General features: G+C 58.1%; 12 protein-coding genes. 3 read left to right on the forward strand and 9 right to left on the reverse strand.

Features of this window, described 5'->3' with window-relative positions; all coding sequences use genetic code 11:
- Positions 1–4: 4 nt before the first annotated feature.
- Both K289_RS0131230 and K289_RS47930 read left to right on the forward strand, forming a co-directional pair.
- On the forward strand, positions 5–1,579 hold the full coding sequence (locus K289_RS0131230) for an LA2681 family HEPN domain-containing protein (RefSeq protein ID WP_051310996.1): 1,575 nt from the start codon (positions 5–7) through the stop codon (positions 1,577–1,579).
- Positions 1,567–1,977, forward strand: a complete 411-nt coding sequence (locus K289_RS47930) for a GNAT family N-acetyltransferase (RefSeq protein ID WP_051310998.1) — start codon at positions 1,567–1,569, stop codon at positions 1,975–1,977. Before K289_RS0131230 ends, K289_RS47930 begins: the two co-directional genes overlap by 13 nt.
- Positions 1,978–2,008: 31 nt before the next feature.
- Here the strand turns inward: K289_RS47930 and K289_RS45775 are convergent, their stop codons facing one another.
- From K289_RS45775 to K289_RS0131270, 7 genes are all read right to left on the reverse strand, one after another.
- Entirely contained in the window at positions 2,009–2,947 is a 939-nt protein-coding gene (locus K289_RS45775; RefSeq protein ID WP_156918291.1) for a hypothetical protein, read from the reverse strand.
- A gap of 571 nt (positions 2,948–3,518) precedes the next feature.
- Entirely contained in the window at positions 3,519–4,424 is a 906-nt protein-coding gene (locus K289_RS0131245) for a DUF4238 domain-containing protein (RefSeq protein ID WP_027555079.1), read from the reverse strand.
- Positions 4,421–5,029: a hypothetical protein gene (locus tag K289_RS0131250; RefSeq protein WP_198024805.1), complete on the reverse strand. Its 609-nt coding sequence runs from the start codon at positions 5,027–5,029 to the stop codon at positions 4,421–4,423. The genes K289_RS0131245 and K289_RS0131250 overlap by 4 nt, the downstream gene beginning before the upstream one ends.
- Positions 5,030–5,351: 322 nt before the next feature.
- Positions 5,352–10,178, reverse strand: a complete 4,827-nt coding sequence (locus tag K289_RS45780; RefSeq protein ID WP_051311001.1) for a hypothetical protein — start codon at positions 10,176–10,178, stop codon at positions 5,352–5,354.
- A 105-nt stretch (positions 10,179–10,283) separates the two neighbouring features.
- Positions 10,284–11,180 (reverse strand): DUF4238 domain-containing protein, encoded by an 897-nt coding sequence (locus K289_RS0131260; RefSeq protein WP_245284050.1) that lies wholly within the window; start codon positions 11,178–11,180, stop codon positions 10,284–10,286.
- Between the two features lie 169 nt (positions 11,181–11,349).
- Positions 11,350–12,462 (reverse strand): XRE family transcriptional regulator, encoded by a 1,113-nt coding sequence (locus tag K289_RS0131265; protein WP_035686449.1) that lies wholly within the window; start codon positions 12,460–12,462, stop codon positions 11,350–11,352.
- A gap of 10 nt (positions 12,463–12,472) precedes the next feature.
- Positions 12,473–13,144 carry a hypothetical protein gene (locus K289_RS0131270; protein ID WP_027555083.1) on the reverse strand — a complete coding sequence of 224 codons (672 nt, stop codon included), beginning with the start codon at positions 13,142–13,144 and terminating at the stop codon, positions 12,473–12,475.
- 269 nt (positions 13,145–13,413) lie between these two features.
- Here K289_RS0131270 and K289_RS0131275 point away from each other — a divergent pair, with 269 nt between their 5' ends.
- On the forward strand, positions 13,414–14,379 hold the full coding sequence (locus K289_RS0131275; protein ID WP_027555084.1) for a DUF2971 domain-containing protein: 966 nt from the start codon (positions 13,414–13,416) through the stop codon (positions 14,377–14,379).
- Between the two features lie 84 nt (positions 14,380–14,463).
- On the opposite strand, the gene K289_RS0131280 is transcribed toward K289_RS0131275, so the two are convergent.
- Together K289_RS0131280 and K289_RS0131285 are read right to left on the reverse strand one after the other, a co-directional pair.
- Positions 14,464–15,936 carry a UvrD-helicase domain-containing protein gene (locus K289_RS0131280; protein ID WP_027555085.1) on the reverse strand — a complete coding sequence of 491 codons (1,473 nt, stop codon included), beginning with the start codon at positions 15,934–15,936 and terminating at the stop codon, positions 14,464–14,466.
- Positions 15,926–17,656: an ATP-dependent endonuclease gene (locus tag K289_RS0131285; protein WP_027555086.1), complete on the reverse strand. Its 1,731-nt coding sequence runs from the start codon at positions 17,654–17,656 to the stop codon at positions 15,926–15,928. Before K289_RS0131285 ends, K289_RS0131280 begins: the two co-directional genes overlap by 11 nt.
- Positions 17,657–17,717: the final 61 nt, after the last annotated feature.

Here is a 17,717-nt window from a genome sequence, read left to right on the forward strand (position 1 = left end):
AGATATGTCCTCGGCGACGGACTTCGAGAAAATCTTCCAACGGCTCATGAAGCTGGACAATCTCGCCCGTTACGCAGATGCCCGGGCCATGGAGGCGCTCGGTTCTCTCATTGATCTGTCTTCGGATTTGGGCCGGGGTGATGGGCTTGATAAGGCGCTGGCGTGGTGCGACGAGCTGGAACAGCGGCCGCTGAAAGGCACGGATATTCCAACCCTCGATTACTTCCGCGCAAATGCATGGCATGCACGGCAACGCACGAAACATCGGGACCCCAATATCGCCTGGAGTTGGGATCAGCCCGAAGCGCTTGAGCAGATACGGTTCCTGCGCAGGGCCACTCGCCATCCGGGCTTCGAGAATCTCGACGCGGTGCGCCGGGCCCAGATCTTCACGAATCTCGCCAATCTCCTGAACTCGCTGGGGCGCTTTGTCGAAGCTGTCCCCATGTGGAGCCGCGCTCTTTCGGTCAATCCCCGATTTGGAATGGCGCTTGGAAATCGCGGTCTTGGCCTATCTGAATATGGAAGACGCCTCTATGACGACGGCCATACGGATGTCTTCCTGCTCTTTGCACATAAAGACCTCATTGCTGCACTTTCTCCAGACGCAGATTATGCCGGCTATCCTGACGACGACGCCAAGGCCGCCTGTGCACAAAAACAAAAGCAAATCGAGCGCCTTATCGATTGCGCAGCCGTCCAGAAGTCGTTGCACATGGATGGCTATTCTTTGGGCGACAGCCCTGAGGAGCAGAACTATCGCCGATGGGTGCTGGACAACGGACTATTCCTAAACCCGCTCAACGATCTTGGACGGCATTCAATCAGCGCCGAGGAGATATTCGGCCTTCCAAGCTTCACAACAAAGATAGACGAGCCGCCAACGCTCATCGGCCTCTTCAATCAAATGAAGCAGGAATACATATCCGCCCGGTGGATGCTCTATGACGGCATGGAGGCTGACACGCCGCATTTCGCGGATCGAGGCGTGACGCTTCCCAACACGCTTGACTATCCGAGCTACTCCATTGCCGTTGAGAAAGTGAAGGCGGCCTTCCGCATCGCTTATTCGCTATTCGACAAAATAGCGTTCTTCCTCAACGACTATGCAAAACTCCGCGTCAATCCAAGGCAGATCTATTTCAAGACAATCTGGTACGACAATCAGGATTGGAAGCGCGGCATCCGCAAGGAGTTTCTGAACTCCCGGAATTGGCCGTTGTGTGGGCTCTACTGGCTTTCCAGGGACCTCTTCGATGCGGAGCTGCAAGCGACTGCCGAACCCGACGCGCAAGAGCTTTACATTATTCGGAATTGCCTCGAACACAGCTACCTCAAGGTCCATGAAATCTTGCTGCCGCCCACAGGTCCATCGGATTTGTTTCTCGATAGGCTCGCATTCTCCGTGCAACGGGAGGAATTTTTCAGGAGGACTCTTCGGGTGCTAAAATTGGCGCGCGCCGCGCTCATTTATCTTTCATTGGGCATGCATCATGAGGAATTGCAGCGCCCGCCTTCCAAGAACGGGCTTGTTGCCCCCATGGTACTAGGCCTTTGGGAGGATGAGTGGAAATTCTAGCAATTACGCTCGTCGCAATCGGTGACGACGTTTCTTGCAATGACGCAGACATTCGCCAGCGCATTGCCACAAGCAAACGAGGAAAGCGCACCACTCAGTATATCGCCTATCGGGACGGTTCCGAGATCGGCTTCGTCGCGCTCGACGATATTGCGGAGCTTGGCTGTCTTGTCCTTTACGAACTATTCGTTCCCAGCAGACTCCGCGGCTCTGGCCTCGGCGCGCAGCTACTCGATAAGGTTGAGGCTATTGCCCGCACGGAAGGTTACGAGCGCGTGACACTTTATCCACGCCCGCTCGAGCCCGGATTCCCGGAGGAGCGCCTCATCGCGTGGTACCGACGTCACGGGTACACTACCCGGTCTGACAGCCCAACCGATTTGGAGAAGACGATATAGACTGGCTGACGAGCGGAAGCGTGCTTCCTGCTCAGCCTCCTGTGATTTTCCCTGCGCTGAAATCGAAATTTATCGGACACCAGCTTTTGTGGTGCTCATCACCGACAGCCAAGTAGATCTCCGACAGTGCCCATGCCGGCACAGCCACAATCTCAAAGAACGCTCCTGTTTCAATACCCCCATCGAAGCCCGCCGCAGAACCGAACTGCGCCGTCATCATGACAAAGCAGGCGCTCACTGCGGCAAAGCAATGCGCCAACGTTGCTCTCTCAAAGCTGTTCTCTCGATCATGCTTTACCGCGTTGTACGCGTCGTACCACTCCAGATCCTGACTGGGCCTCCCGTTGTAGCCCCAGCCGCCAAATGGACCAACAGGTGAAAGCCAGGGGAAATTGGAGAATGATACCTCGTATTGGTCGAGCTTCATCGCGGATCGCAGATTCACGTAGTCGCGCGTATCATATCGGTCTCTTAGATATCCGTTAGCGGAGAGAACGCCGCGCCAATGCATCTCTACCTCGGTGCACGCGAGAATCAGAAGATTCCTGATATCGTGCCCGTATGTTTTCAGCGTTCCCTCGCTTGGATGAACGGTTTGGCAAATCCGATCAAGCTGCCGGGTAAGTGCTTTCGTTTGCCCGCGCGCGGTTGCGATGAAGGCTAAATCGCCCTCAACACCGGGATTGAAGCCGATAGGAGCGCTTGACCATTCATTCGTTGGCCGCGCCATCCGAGGGAAGAACTCTCCCGGCTTCAAGGGGCTCTTGTGAAATGGGCTTTGGCCGTCTGCCGCAAACCAACTCGTGGCCTGACGCTTGACAGCATCCAATATCGGTTCGCCCGGCTCGGCCTTGAAGTATGTTCCAGCGCCGGTTTCGGGATTAGTTACGCCCAGGCACGTCGCCGACACATCATCAATTCTCCAAACCTGCAACGGCATCGCGTCGCTTGCACGTACATAATAGCTCATAATGCACCTATCTCGTCAGACAACATGGAGAACGGACCGGCACAACTCTTGTTCGCTCGCAGGCCTGGTGCTTGCCGGTGGGCGTGCAATCGTATGAAGGATACGACGTAGCATTTTTTCCAAGCAAGCGATTGGTTGCCGATGCGCCTGAAACTCCGCTCTTCTCTCCAGCTTCTCAAACCCAAGACGGAGAGCAAAACGGCGGTTACGCCGGCATGACCGTGACAACGACCAAAGCAAACTCCTCCTGACCCAGCCGGAGGACTTCGACGCCCTGCTGGCATCGCCGACCCGGCAGACACCACTGCCGCCCCGCGGCGGTGCTGGCTCCTCCAAGCCTCGACGGGCCCGGTGTAACGCACGCGTACCACTGACACCGACACAAACCTATGCTTCAACGGAGACGACTAGTCTTCGCCAGACCGAGGACCGGCCGGGGCGGCTCGAATTACACGGGCCCGGCCTTGCAAGGGACAAACCTCTCCCTCGCGGCGCTTGTGCATAAGCGCCCGGCCGGACGGCTTAGGCACGAAAGATCGCGCGGTAATGGACCGACCCGTTCTGACATCATTCAGGCGGTACTATTTCTGCGGAATACTATTTTTCGTGGACTGTCCTCTAGTGTTTGGAATTGGGCCCAAGCCATCTCCGCGGACAGGCCGTCCCGGTCGGCAATCAAATGGCGGGTGTAGCTGTTGTGGCCGAACTGACCGACGAAATACCGATTTATCCCCCGTGATACGTCTGGCTCGTTCTCGAAGTTCGCGAAAGCATCATCAAAATCACCGAGGACAAGGCTAACCATTGTCGTCGGCGTCAAAGTCAAGATGTACTGAAAGGGCGTCATTCCGGGCAACGGCAGCCAAAGCCTCGGGTCTGGTGGCGCGGGGATCACTAATACGGGCGTGCTCGATGAGCGAAGCCGAATCTTCGACCGCATAATCATGATCCCTGATCCACGAAAGTTCTGCTCCGTCCACTCAAGTGACGACGCCATATTGGTGAAGAACTCTTTCGCCAATTCGGGGGCGGATCGCATCTCCGAATACTGGATGCGTTCTTGGTCCGAGAAGGGAATAGCGCTGGCTGGCGACGCCGCAAGTTTCGCGAGCTCCATATTGGTTGCATGGTAGTGGGGAGTTCGCGCTTCCAAGTGCCGGATGAGCGCGTAGAGAATCGCTTTGTCGGATCGATCCAGCGCTTCGGTTCGCCCGCTTGCAATCTTTGCCCATGTATCGCTTCGAGATATCGGCGTTTCGATGCGGCTGTTGATCCTGCTCTCAACCGATACAGGTGTCTTTCCCTGCATGAAGACGTAGAGGTCACGCTCAAATCCGAGACTCTCGATTGACCGCTCCGCCCAAACCGCAAAATCGCCGTTCTTTGCAACGGTCGTTATCTTCCGCTTCTCGGCGTCTGTCGCGAAATTTCGGAGGAAAAATTGCGGAACGTAATGGTGATCGCGCGGCTCGTTCATCTGGCTCGTTGTCCTACGGCGATAAAATAGGTTGGCGTCTCCAAAAGAGCGAGCAAGCGAATGCGAACTGCAACAACGTCCTTCGACGGACCTTGATGAGGGAGTAGCGCCAGCTCGTGAAGTCCTTCGCCCGCCGGCTCAGTATCCTGGACCCCTCCGATAAATTGCACACTATTTGTTGTCTCTTCTCTCAAAATGATCGGCAGAAGAAATGGTTGAAAAGCTCCAACGCCCATCTCGGCAACAGCAAATGCGTGGGCGATCTTCGCCAGCAAGCGAAAGAACGGTGGCGCGATGAAGTGGGCCTGCGGCTCGATATAGGCGACGCCTAAGTGGCGAGCGAGCTTCTCCAGATGGGGCATGATGCCATCCCGAAAGGACGCAGCTCTAATCCAAAGCGTCTTCACCTTGGCGCCACGCTCGCCTTCCGTGACATTCCCGGTCAACTCATCCGGCATAGCTAGATTGGGAAACAGGATAAGAAACGGGTAGATCTCCTGCGCCACCTCAATGAAGGAAAAGTCAGCATCCGGAGTGAGTTTAACTTTCAGGGGCAGCTTCTCGGGCCTTTGCTTCTTTCGGCGCGAGGGCATCGAATAATACATTCGCAGCGGTCCAAGCATGGCGCGAAGCACAACCCCCTCAAATGTGGCTGTGATGGCTGCGCAAGGTCGGCAACTCGCTTTCGGCAATAGCCAGCGGCCGCCAAGCCCCAGTGGAACAATATGCTCGTCCGTAAGAGCATCTTCGCAACCGCAGTAGATACAACGGTTCTCCGGTGGATACCTCCGGTCAGAATGAAGCGGCAATTGAAACATCAGCCATCTTAGCTGACGGGACCTGATTCGCACTCATTCGGTGCTGGGCCGCATGCCGCGGCAGCACATGCCCAGCGGGCGGCGGACTTCCTGCGGCAATGTACCCCGCCTAACGGCGGGGTTTCCTCTTCGTTTTCTTTGCCTTCTTTGGCACTGGCCGTGCAGCTCCTTTTGCGCGCTTCGGCTCTACCTTGGACTTGGCCTTTGACTTAGCCTTGGGCTTCTTGGCTGTTGCCGCGCGTGCTGGTCGTGAAGCGCCGCTCTTCCTAGTCGAGCCCTTCTTCTTCCCGCCCGATGCGGATGACGGCTTTTTCGCGCGAGCTGGTGGCATCGGCACGCCGGGTTCATCATAGAACCTTTCGAGCTGCTCGCCTCTTGGCTGTTCACGCTCCACAAAATTCTTGCGATCGAATTTGCTATTAGCCAGCCAATAGATGGACGTAAAGCTCTTTGAGCCGCCCCAACCCTCGCGGTGCTTTCTTCCGCCGTGCGCTTCCTTCTCCCCGGCGATAATCCAGACGGCTTCAAGCCCCTCGCGTGCGAGGAACGACAGAAACGCATCGCGGTCCACCAGAGCGGCACCAGGTCCCGCTTCATGCGTTGACGGATCGAAAAAGAGTATCTTACCCGCGTCATCCGAATATGAGAGGTCCCGCCCGTTTGAAAGGTGCATCTTAAGCCCGGCAATGAGCCCCGGTGCAGGCACGCTGAAGCTGAAGGATTCCTCGATTGAATAGTCGTGACCACTGCGCTCAGCGAGATAGTCTGTAACCGTAGGCTGAATCTCGACGACCAATCCATTCCAATCTTCAGGGCTCATCCACACGGAAACATCATGATACAGCGGATGCCAGGGGTATTCGCCGATATACCCGTCCGACGACTTGTCCAGTTCAGGAAGATCGGAATGCCTTCTAAACAGTTTTCCTGACAATTCCTGCACAACCTTGCTGCGATCCGCGGCGCGCACCAGAAAACAGCGAATCTCAAACGCCGTCTGCCGATCGAGCATTCGCTCACCTTCTCGCATGACCCAGCAATTCCAGCGTTCGAACTCATCGACAACGAGCCATGCCCGACCCGTCTTCGGATCCGTCACGCTCAGCAATGACGCGTCATTCACCATATCTTCCGGCGTATCGAGCCACGCGAGACGCGACTGTGGCGACATCGCGCGGAGGTTCACCTGAGCCGGCATCCACCATGTCCGGTCGCTCTGCCGGGCTTCCTTAGGGGTCTTTGTGACAAAAAGGGAGGGATCGATATCACGTCGGCTCACTTGCCATGGCCCCTGAAAGATACGCAGCCCGTCGTCGCGACTCGACCCAACGAAGCAAAAGTTATCGCCTAAACGAGCCAGAAACTCGTGAAAGGCTATCCATTGATACTTTTTCCCAATGCGCTCGATCCGATGATTCGTCCTGTCTCTGTTCCCGTAATTCCGGTCAAATTCTCCGAACAGTTCCGGAGTCCAGCCGAAATCGTGGGCACGCTTGCAAACCCAACGCCGCGCCCGCATCCGGTCAAAGGATGGTGGCCAGGTGTAGTAACGCTTTGCGCCGCGCAAATCGTTGCGAACAACATGGCGAGCCCGGTTATTGTACTCCAGCCATTCGGCCTCACCCAAAGTGGCCCGCAACCGCGCTTCCGCTTCATCGACGGCTTGCTCGAACCGGCTCACATCCTCTTCTTCAAAATCTCCGTCGTCTTCGACTTCATCCTTTTCCTGCTCTGAGTCATCGACGGTCAGGAACTTGAACCTGAAAGGACCTATGGGCCCCTGATTGGCCCGCCACGCATCGCAGGCTACGATGAGTTCGCTGAGACGCGCTTCCGCATTCGGGATCCGGCCAACCACATCGCTGATCCAATTGCGATAGATTTGCTCCTGGCTCTGCTCAATGAGGGTGATTGGAAACGCGCTGAACTTTCCGACCGGGCCGTCAATGACATAGCGTGCGAAATCGCCGTCGTTCACGCTGGAGTTCACAATATCATCGCGAAAGCTCTTTCCTGGGGCATATTCCTGCACATAGGTCGCAATGACGGCATCCGCCACATCCTCAATGCCCGATGGGCTGAGATACGGAGGCCGCGCCCGTGTTAGATCGACGCCTGCCGGCAAAACACCCCTCATATGGGCAAGCTCGATAATTCCACGTGCATGGTCACGGATAAGGACATGGGCAAGCGCTTCATCGCGGTCGAACACGCAACGATACGCCGCCTCCGCCAGCTCACCCAACCCGTCCTTCGCCATTCCCTGCAAGGCGGCTCCGTAGGCGGCAGCCATGACACGATCGAGGATATAGGGATCGTCGATGTCTTGAAAACGACGAACAAGGCCGGCAGCCACTGTCAGCCGCGTCGCAAGCAACGCCGCCAGCGCCTTCGTAGCCCGGTCCCGGATAAGACGGTGGCTTGTCGTAAACAGCCAGCTCAACGCGATGGCGGCAAGTTCGGCGCGTTTCTCTTCGATTGCTTCAAAGCCGTTCTGGAGAGTCCAGCTAATCAAGGTCTCGATGGGGCTGTCCTCTTCGTCGCCCTCCTGAGCAACATATATAGACCAAGTCTTGTCCCGCTGCGGCATCGCCCGCTTGACAAGTCTTCCGTGCAAATATTCAGCATTAAACGCATTATCCGGCTCGCTCGCGACGGCAAGCAGCGTGCGCATGGCCTCGTTACGGCCCGAGGAGCGCGAAGCGTCCTTCAACAAATCAAGGGTTCGCTGCGTGAATGCACGCTGCTCGCGCCAAAGCACACTGCCAACAAACACGCGCAGCAGGAGCAGCCTGTTCCGCGGCTTGGGCATGGCGTCCGGGAGTTCGAGCCCGCAGCGCTCCGGCAACTGGACCGCCATCGCTTCCAGAACGCCCGCATGCTCGTAGGCCTTTTCGCCTTCGAGGTAGGCCTCCAGCGGAGTGCCCGGCAAAAACGAATCCTTCGGCACCGATACATCAAGATGCTTGTCAAGAAGCTGGCGCGCAATTCGATGGTCGCTATACCGCTCGAACGAAAAGCGCACGATGGGGACGATAGCCCCATCATCTCCCGTCACGGGTTCATCCGCCAAGACTCCTTCGCTCACCAGCCTGGCGAGCAGACTTCGTTCAAACACGCCATGCGCCGGAGCGATGGCCTCCATGAGCGCATCGGCCTTATCGTATTCGAGGAAGCCGCGCTCCCCCTCATCGAAAGCGGCCGCAAGCGACTCCAGCGCTTTGGCGACCCTGCCAAGCTTATGGTCGAGCCCGAGCTGCCGTTCGACGGATTTTGCAACGGCTTCCGAGTAGAAGCCGAAGATCTCCGTTACCCCGCGCATGCCGCGTGGAAATTCCTGAAGTTGTTCCTTTTCGAGATAGTCACAACAGGTCTTGAGAAAGAGCGGGTTCTCAAATTCCGGGATGAGGTTCGGTGCCGCCATGCGCACAATGCCGCGCTTATCAAGATAGTAGCGGGCGGCCTCTGCCGCGCGGCCGGCAAATCCCACATGCTCGACTTGAGTCAAATCGGGCCCAGGGCCCGCCGGCAGGATGTACGGCAAATAAGTCGAGCGACACGACAAGGCGAGGGCGACGCGCGGGAAATCCTCGATGGTCTTGAGAAATGCGGCCAGCCGGTGTGACCAGATGGCGATTCCATGCCGCTCGTTGATGGCGTCGACAAAAATGACGGCCCGGGTACCTGCCGCCTGCGCTGCGGCGTCGAGGGCGCCGAGAAATTTCTCTACAGAGATTTGCAGATCAAGCTGCTTGATGATTTGCGCCCACGGGTCGTCATCAATCAGCGTGCCGCCGAGTATAAGAAGCGACGGGCGGCCATTCGCGACCTGATGATCGACGGCATCTCCGAACAGATGTGACTTGCCGATGCCGGCCGGCCCTGTCACCAACGCCCATCGGCCGTTCACCAGGCGCCAGCTATCACCGGCCACCCCTTCGATGATGGTGTCCAACGCCTCCTCGAGCCCGCGCATGGCGTGATACAGGTAGCGCGCGTCATCGTCGCGTTTCGAAGGCGGCGGATTGAGATTGCGAACGGCCCGCATGACTTGGCCAGCCGCAACAAGGGCATCGCTCCCCAGCGACTGAAGGCGATCAATGGGAAATACATAGGCGGGATCATCAGGCGTCGCCGACAATAGTGAGCTGAGCGCGCTCGTCGTGGCCTCAACCGCCGTGATTTCGGCAGCCAGTACCGTGTCCGCGTTCAGCCGCTTCAGACGATCGATGACATCGTGACGCGCCTCTTCCAGTTTCTCACCCCATGCTTGCACCTCGCTAAGGAGGGCCGGGTCGCGGCACAGGCCGAGGATGGTACGGCGGATCGGCAATTCGACGTTCGTTTCGGGAGTATAGCGCTGGCCGAGGCTAACGCGTGCCCGCTCAAAGCGGCTCACGAACCATGCGGAAGTTAGAAAGGTCTCATCGAACCAGAAAGCCGCCCTACCGGAATAGAGCGGATTGTCGCGGCCCAACCGCTCCACAAGCTCGGAATGTCCCCACAGTTCGATGACGAGCTTGCGCTTTGCTTTGGTTGCGGCAGTCGTCCATTTCTTGACCCAGGCCTGCCAGCGCGAAAGCTGGGTTTTGGCTTTGCCGGTGCGCTGGTCAAACAGATCGAACGGTATGCAGACAATGTACCGGTTAAGTCGCGGATGCTTGGCCAGCGCCCGCTTGATGGACTTGTCGAGCTGCGCAACCTGACCTGCGTCAAATTTAAAGAAATACTTTGTCTGCCAGCCCGTCTCCGAGCCGTCACCGTGCCGCATGAAACACTCGACACCTGCGTCCGCTCCGACGCCCTTCCGGTAGAAAACGTCACCGGATACCCGGGGCTCCAGCGCAGCAAGCTGTGAGCACAATTCCTCGAAGGCGTAATTTTGGGACCCTCCGAAGGAGCGAATGCGCTGGAAGTCGAGATTGACTGCTGCCACCTGGGCGCCTCGATTAATTGAAATGATGGGGGCGTAAAATTGGGGATACGCGTACCGCCTTGGGGAAGGCCCAAGATTGCGCGACAATACTAGATTCGACTGTATTCAATCCACGGTTGGATACTTGCCGATGTTAGGGAAGAGCGGCAACGGCTCCATCTCGTTCGACATCTTGGCTCGGACAAATGCCTCTTGCGACTGGTCGCCGGCCCATACGAACCGCCTTGCGCGCCCGGTGACAAACTCGTTTACGCGATCGACCAGATCAGGTGGCTTTTGGGCACCTACCAACGCAATGGAGTTCTGCTGGTTTGCGGCAAGAAATAGCTTGGTCGGGCCAATCGGAATGAATATCACCCCGTCAGGCCCACCAAGATTGTGAATGCAGACTGGTCGGTCGGACGTGACGAAACGCCTCGGCGACCCCGAAGCATCGATGACTGCCCACTGCATTTTGTTCATATGCGTGATGAGCGTTTCATTGTCGAAGTTCTTGATGATGAGATTGACGCGCATCTTCGCCGCGGTGAACGGGTCGACAGTAGCAAGATATTCGTCGAAGGTTGCCGGCGCTTCTGGCGGCTTGATTTTTTCCCACTCAGACTGGAACGCGGCGCCGCTTCCGTCCCAAATTGCTTTAGCTGCGGCGCGCAGCTCAGGCATCGCATGCGGATGCCGGAAGTGCACCCCGAAGACGAAGCGCGACCACGCGTTTATGAGTTCATTGGTCCACGGCAAGCCGTTTCCGATATGAATATCGAGGGCGTCGGCCGCCGTGCGGTCCAAGTAGTTGAAAAACACCGTTTCAAGGTACTGGCGCTGCTCCGGTGGCAGATCGGCAAACTCGTAGAGATCGGTCTCGAACCCGGTTGCCCGCGGCCCGACAGGCTTCGCGATGAGCTTGCCGTTCTTCAGGCTGTACTCAACCAGCTTGCCGTTGGCGCCGGTCCACTGGGATAAATAGAACGCAGGAATAAAATGATGGTCGCGCGGCTCACTCATAGTGAGTCGCATAGTAGGGCGCGGCAGCGATATTGCCAACGATCCTCCCGCAACTGCTCACCATGAGTGAGCGGCCCGCCCGGCAATGCGGCCGCACGGCCGTGGCCCGCACGAAGCTGCCCGAGGGGCAGCTTCCGACAACAGCGGCGGATTTGCGGTCGGTAGGGATCTAAACCTGCCGCAACGTTGGGAACGACAGCACCTTGTTCTGCAGGCTGCCGGCAGGCAGCGAGCAGAGCGACTCTACATCGCTCGCATTGAGGAGCACATCTTCTGCGATCTCAGTGGGCAGCTTGATATTGTTTTCGATCAGCATCCGCGCGGCCGAGCCGAGAACCGTCGGCTTCGACAGCGCAAAAGCGTTGTCGAGCGGTTCTCGCTTGCGGATGCCGCGGGCGTTCATTTGCTTCCACATGTACTTGACCTGGTCCGGGTTCAGTATCCCGAGATCCTTGCATCGGTAGATCATAGCCGCCACCGCCACGCGCCATCGGCCCTTGAGGGATAGGAAGTAGTCGATGGTGGTATTCGCGATTTCCCGCGCGAACGTTCGGCGCGGCAGGAGCAAGGCACCGGCGAACCGGTTGGCCTGGTTCTCAAGCCGGTCCAGGTTGCGACTGTTTACCTCGACAGCGTTGTGCAGGACGAGGTGGCCGAGCTCGTGTGCCATGTTGAAGAGTTTGCGCGAGTTACTCTGTTGGTCGGCGGCGTAGAGCACGTATGGTCTTCCACCCTGCCAGCGGGAGACGGCATCCATGTCCTCGCAGCGCACCGGCTCCTCGATCACGATGACGCCGTGGTATTCGAGCAGCGGAGCCAGATCGGTGATCGGACCGAAGCCGACGTTCCAGAACTCGCGCATTTGATCGGCGATCTCCTCGATCCGCTCGTTGCCATCGCGTTCGTAGTCGAACTCGATAGCGGGCAAGTGCACTGGCGGCAGCTCGACGTATTCCGCGAGGGACTCTGCGATGTAGAACGCCCATTCCAGCCGACGGCCGATCCGCAGGCGGTCGGGCCGCTGCATGCGCTTCAGGCTGCGCCACGTCGGCGTCAGGAAGCGCTCGGCGGTGTGTTTGCGCGGCGTTATGAAGAAACCCGGTGGCTGCCGGGTGATGGCGATGATCTTGCTGAACACGTCGCCGCGCGGTGCGAAGGCGCCAGTCTCATAGGTGCCAACGGACTGGCGGCTCACGCCGATCGCGTCGGCGAACTGCTCGTCGGTCATGCCGACGGACTCGCGCGCCTCCCGAATCCTCTCGGGAATGATCCTCGCAGACATGGGCACGCCTTCAACGCTTGGTGTCGTCGCTCTTTTTCTTTTCGATTATCGAGACCACGTTGTCCTTAAGCTTCATCTTGGATTTCGGGTCGACCGCCGCGGGCCGTTTTGTGTCCTCCGACTTCTTCTGAATCACCACGGCCATCAGGTTGATACGGGCGAGCCACTCGTCAGCATTCGCTGACGGCGATTGCCAGAGTGCGTGCGACAGCCGGCCGTCCGGCGCCGCGCGGTACGTCAGCCATGTGTAGAGCTTCGGCGGTGCCAGGCGGATGATCCGCTCCTCCTCGGTCTCGAAGAAATTCGGCATGTTCGACGCCCTCGCGTCCTGACGGTTTGGCGTGTCTTCCGGAAACTTGGTCGGGTCCTCGGTGCGGACGATGTGCCCGTGGCAGTCGCCGCTGTAGATGTCGAGCCAGTGCCAGGTGCCGCGAGGCATCGGCGTCAGCATGCACTTAAATGGGAGGTCGCCGGCTTTGCACATCTCCTCGAAACGCATCAGAATGCCGGCGCGGCGGATCAGACCGCGCATGTCGTCGCCTACCTTTGACGAGAACATCGGGGTGCCTTTGATCACGTCGTCGCCGGCGGCGATGCCTTCGCGCAGGGCCCGGAGCGTGTTTGCGTAGCTGTCGTAGGGAAAAGCAGTATCCAGGCGTTGCTGAAAGGTCTTGGTCTGCATGATTGGTACGGCTTCCTCGTCCCCGACTCGCGCCAAGTAAATCACCCCTTTTGGCGTCCTGTGTCAAGTTTGGTGTCCCTTTTTCCATCAGTTTGCGGCGGGCAGGAGCCAAAGATCTGTAAAGATCAAGGACTTGGGCTGCCAAAGAACGATGTGCCGCCGTTTTCGCTGCTCTACGCCGAAACCTCCTGCAGCGGTGCACCGTGTTGCCACTCATCCGATTCGTAGCCCAAAACCGGCAAACACGAATCGCTGCTCAAGGGGGAGCCATGGCAGAAAAACGAAACATTCCGAGGCGGCTGTTCAAATACCGCGCGTTCAACAATCTCACACTCGATATGATCATCGCGGATAATCTCTTCTATGCCGATCCGAGCACGTTCAATGATCCGCTCGACTCTCGACCCTCGCTCAACATTGACCTTCCGGCTTCGGATCTGGAACGCGCACTACGGCAACTCCTCGAACGACGCGTGAGTGCGGAGATGAAAGCCGCGGCTCAGACAATCGGGTACCAGGGTCCGGAAGCCCTGGGTCACATCGATCGACTGAGCCGACAACGAGCCGATAAAGTCATTTCGGAAATCAGCTTCTATGCTACCGATCCCAGCTACGAAGTAGACGACCCTCTTCAGTTACTGCTTGGCAGCGATCTGGAGAAGGAACTGTTGCTGCAATACGACAAGGGCATTGTATCCTTGGGGCAGCGCGCCACCTGCCCGTTGATGTGGAGCCACTATGGCGATCAGCATCACGGTGTCTGCATCGGTTACTCGGTGCCGTCTGATGTGCTCGACGATCTCCATCAGGTTAAGTACGGCGGCACGCGGCTCGTCGATGCCAGCAAGGTCCTAGCGATGCTCGACGGCGACAAGGACGCTCGTCGTCAGGTTGACGAAGCCGTTCTGTTGCGGAAGGCAGCGAGTTGGCGATACGAGCAAGAATGGCGTTTGATTGGGCGGCGCGGGGTGCAGCGTTCCCCACTGGAGCTCGAAGAGGTCATCTTCGGAATGCGCTGCAAGGAAGCTGTAAAGTACGCTATCGTCACAGCGTTGGATGGCAGGCGACGTCCCGTTCGATTCTATGAAATGCGCGAACTCTACGGGACCTTCAATTTGAAGAAATATCCGCTGGAAGACGGAGAAATGAGAGCCTTTTTTCCGCGGCGATCTCGTGACATCCATGAAGCGTTCCAATCCGCCATTGCAGCCCACGCGGTGAGGCAATCATCGTGATGGAGCTGCCATCGCTAAGCGCGTACGGGGCGAGGCTCAACCTACGTGCACATATCGATAGATATTACCCAGTCGCCAACCTAGCTATTGAGCGCGGCTATGCTCGGTTTGATCCCGTAACGGCCGGAATCGCTCTGCCGGCGACATGATCCGAAGGCTCGTTGTGGCCCGGGTTAGCGCGACGTACCAATCCTTTCTCGTCATCGAGTCCTCTGCGATGATGATCGCGCGCTCGAACTCCAAGCCTTTCACCAGCAATGTGCTACCGATGCTTCGGTTACCGAGGCGGCGTCCTGCATGCCGCATCCGATTTTGAACTTCCCAGATCGAAATGCTTAGCGTATCAAGTTGACGTGTGGCCTTCAATTGCAGGGCGGATCGCATCGCATAGAACATCTCACGACGATACAAGTAGACGCCGGGTCTGCCGTGGAGAGCTTGTAGGAGGGCGAGAATGCTCGCTTCCGAACCGCTGGAGATCACGGCGTCGGTGAGTGGGAAGAGCGAGCCGAACTTGGCCTGTCCCAGGCGTCGACCCTGCTGACGGGCTCCGAGCGCTTTGAGGAGCTCCGCCCTTTCGAGACCGGTCAGGCATTTTGACGCGAAGTCGACGATTGCTCTTGCTCGTGCCAACCCGGTCGCCCGATCGATCCCCTTGGCGGCGGCATAGAGGGTCTTGCAACTGATTGCTTCGAGGCTGCCAAAACCCTGCTTGGCAAGTTTTTGTGCCAGTGCGGAACGTCGGTTCTCGCTTGTGCTGTCGCCAATGACGATCAGGCTGCCTTGCACGGGGTCGCGCATGGAAGCGAGGCATTCCCCGACGACGGATCTCTGACGGTGTTGAGCTGGCGCGGGCAGGGAGGTCCAAGTTACACATCGTGGTCTTAATCGCAGGTCGAGATCATTGCCGTTCTCAAGCGCGATACGGACGCCCTGCAGCCACTCGGCCAATTCCAGATTTTCTGCGTTCTTCCAGCGCCACGGCGTCAGAAGCTCGGCCGAACGCTCAAACAGGGGAAATACATCGCTATCCCAGTCGACCGGTTGCTGATCTCTGAAGTCGAAGATCGCTTGCAATGGATCGCCGAACACGCAAGTCGGCAAAAGGTTGGCGAGCCGTGATATAACTTGATGCTGCTGTTTGGTGCAGTCTTGATATTCGTCGACGAAGCATCCTCCATAGGATGCGAGTAGAACGCCATCGACAGCGCCGCTATCGAGCAGGCGCGCGCCGGCACGGTAGACATCGTCCCAGTGGGCGCTTGTTGCCGGCGCAAACGCGGCGAGTCCCGAACGTTGTGGAAACGATGCCGCAAATCGCAAGCACCACCCAGCAATGGTGTCGATGCGGTACTTTGCGGTCGCAACTTGGTGCTTACGCAGGCGTTTGGTCAGGGCATCGACGCCCGCATGTGTGTGCGTAAGGATCAGCCTACGCCGATCGGAGATTCCGACGGCGAGCGCGATCTGCTCCGTTTTTCCGCACCCAGCTGCGGCGACAATGCTGCCACGGCGGATGCTAACAGCGAGCCGGGCAATATCGTCATCATTTGCCATCGACCCACTTCCTCATGGCGGCAACACCTATGCTGAGAGGCTTGTCGGAAACAGCGCTAAGATGAGGCCCGATGAGCGCGGCCAGCCGTTCGCCGCGCTCGATTGTTTTGAACCACTTCTTGTCGTTCGCGACCTTGCCGAGGATACGTCGGACTTGCACGGTATCGCGGTCATTGCCGAGCTTAGCTGCCGTGGCGGTGGGGAGCCCGACTGCCGACAGAGCGTTGTCAATCACGGCCCTGACGCTCTCGACGCTGCTGAATTCAATGGCGAGTGCGATCATCGAGCGTATACAAGCCCAGGGGAGGTCGAGAAACAGGCGTTCTTCCGTCGAGCACTTGTCAGGCCATTGGTGAACAACTGCGCCTTTCCCCTTGGCGCGCTCCAGATCTGTCTGATTCGGTTCTTCGTCGGAATCCAGGAGAAGCCAGACCTCATAGCCAAGGTCACGTAAATGTTCGGCGATAAGGGGTGCTTTGTCCTTACCTCCCCCGTCGATTGCGACAGTAGCTTGCAAGGCAAATGAGTCATTGCCGGACGTCTGCCACCATTCGTCCAGGCCGCGGGCAAGCCCCTGTTCGGTGCGGCCTTCCCCAACCAGTATTTTCCGGGCGAGAAAGGCCTCGGGGTTTCCTCTGAGATGGCGTTGTGCAGTGTCGGAGTCCCTTGCAAGAGCAGAGATGGACTTGACGGTGATGATGCCGACATCTGACCGGACTGAAAAGATATCGGCCGCAGTAAGCTCGCGGATCACGACCGGGGAATGTGTGGTTGCAAATATCTGCGGCTGAGCCGCGTCGGCGGCGGCTTTGGGCGCCTTGAGATATCTTAGTAGGCGAGCGATACGATGCGGCTCGAGGCCGTGCTCGATCTCATCGATGATCGCAACATGCGGGGGACCGGCGTCGTGCTGGAGAGCCGACACAAGAAGACGTGCGGAGCCTGTGCCGAGCCTGCGCAATGGCAGATCGCCATCATGAAGTGAGATGCCGCCTGAAGTGATGCTGACACCCTGTACGTCGAGCTCCGCCGTAAACTTGCCCCGCACAGGCACTGCGAAGAGCTTGCTCAGCTCCTCCGCTCGATCGACGGCGCTCTTGAAGACATTTCGGTCGCCGGCTTTGAACGAGGAACGGGCGGCGCGGGCCGCTTCAGCGAGTTGCAGGCTGAAGCCATCGCCCGCCTCGCCGATGCGAGTCAGCACGGAGGTCCGCCCCCAACCCAGATGTCTCTCCGCGTAGGGGCCGAGGCGGTTCGTCGCAAGCTGCTTGGCGTCCTTGAACCGGATCGTCGGCGGATCGCTGTCGAGCGCGTCGATCCTGTCATTATGTATCGACCACCGAGCCTCTAGGGTCTGATCGATGACGACGTTGATCGAGAGCACTTCCTCCAAGCCTGGTCCCGGCTCATCGATGATTTTTTTGGCCGAGACATCCCAGCCGCGGAGGTGGAGCCCATATCGATCTTCGGCCTTGAGCTGCGGTGGCAGGTCAGAAAGCGTTACGGTGATCCGGATCGGCGCCTTAATATCGAGATCGAAGAAATCGCAGTCGTCGGCAAAAATGTAGGACCTGGGATTGAGGCACAGCTCGATCGCGTCCAGCACGGTGGTCTTGGTCGAATCCCCGGGGCCAATGAGACAATTCATGCCGGGGGAGGGTGCCCATTTCAACGTTTTGATGCCGCGGAAATTTTCTACTTCCAAGTAGACGATGCGCATTCATTCCCCCAGGCCGTGCTGCACAACCTGCCCATTGGTTCGACACTGCCACGATCTCGGG

Source organism: Bradyrhizobium sp. Cp5.3, from assembly GCF_000426265.1.
GTDB lineage: Bacteria > Pseudomonadota > Alphaproteobacteria > Rhizobiales > Xanthobacteraceae > Bradyrhizobium > Bradyrhizobium neotropicale.

Coding starts and splice junctions, on each gene's coding strand:
- K289_RS0131230 (WP_051310996.1), top strand. CDS start 5: ATGTCCTCGGCGACGGACTTCGAGAAAATCTTCCAACGGCTCATGAAG.
- K289_RS45775 (WP_156918291.1), bottom strand. CDS start 2,947: ATGAGCTATTATGTACGTGCAAGCGACGCGATGCCGTTGCAGGTTTGG.
- K289_RS0131245 (WP_027555079.1), bottom strand. CDS start 4,424: ATGAACGAGCCGCGCGATCACCATTACGTTCCGCAATTTTTCCTCCGA.
- K289_RS0131250 (WP_198024805.1), bottom strand. CDS start 5,029: ATGTATTATTCGATGCCCTCGCGCCGAAAGAAGCAAAGGCCCGAGAAG.
- K289_RS0131260 (WP_245284050.1), bottom strand. CDS start 11,180: ATGAGTGAGCCGCGCGACCATCATTTTATTCCTGCGTTCTATTTATCC.
- K289_RS0131265 (WP_035686449.1), bottom strand. CDS start 12,462: ATGTCTGCGAGGATCATTCCCGAGAGGATTCGGGAGGCGCGCGAGTCC.
- K289_RS0131270 (WP_027555083.1), bottom strand. CDS start 13,144: ATGCAGACCAAGACCTTTCAGCAACGCCTGGATACTGCTTTTCCCTAC.
- K289_RS0131275 (WP_027555084.1), top strand. CDS start 13,414: ATGGCAGAAAAACGAAACATTCCGAGGCGGCTGTTCAAATACCGCGCG.
- K289_RS0131280 (WP_027555085.1), bottom strand. CDS start 15,936: ATGGCAAATGATGACGATATTGCCCGGCTCGCTGTTAGCATCCGCCGT.
- K289_RS0131285 (WP_027555086.1), bottom strand. CDS start 17,656: ATGCGCATCGTCTACTTGGAAGTAGAAAATTTCCGCGGCATCAAAACG.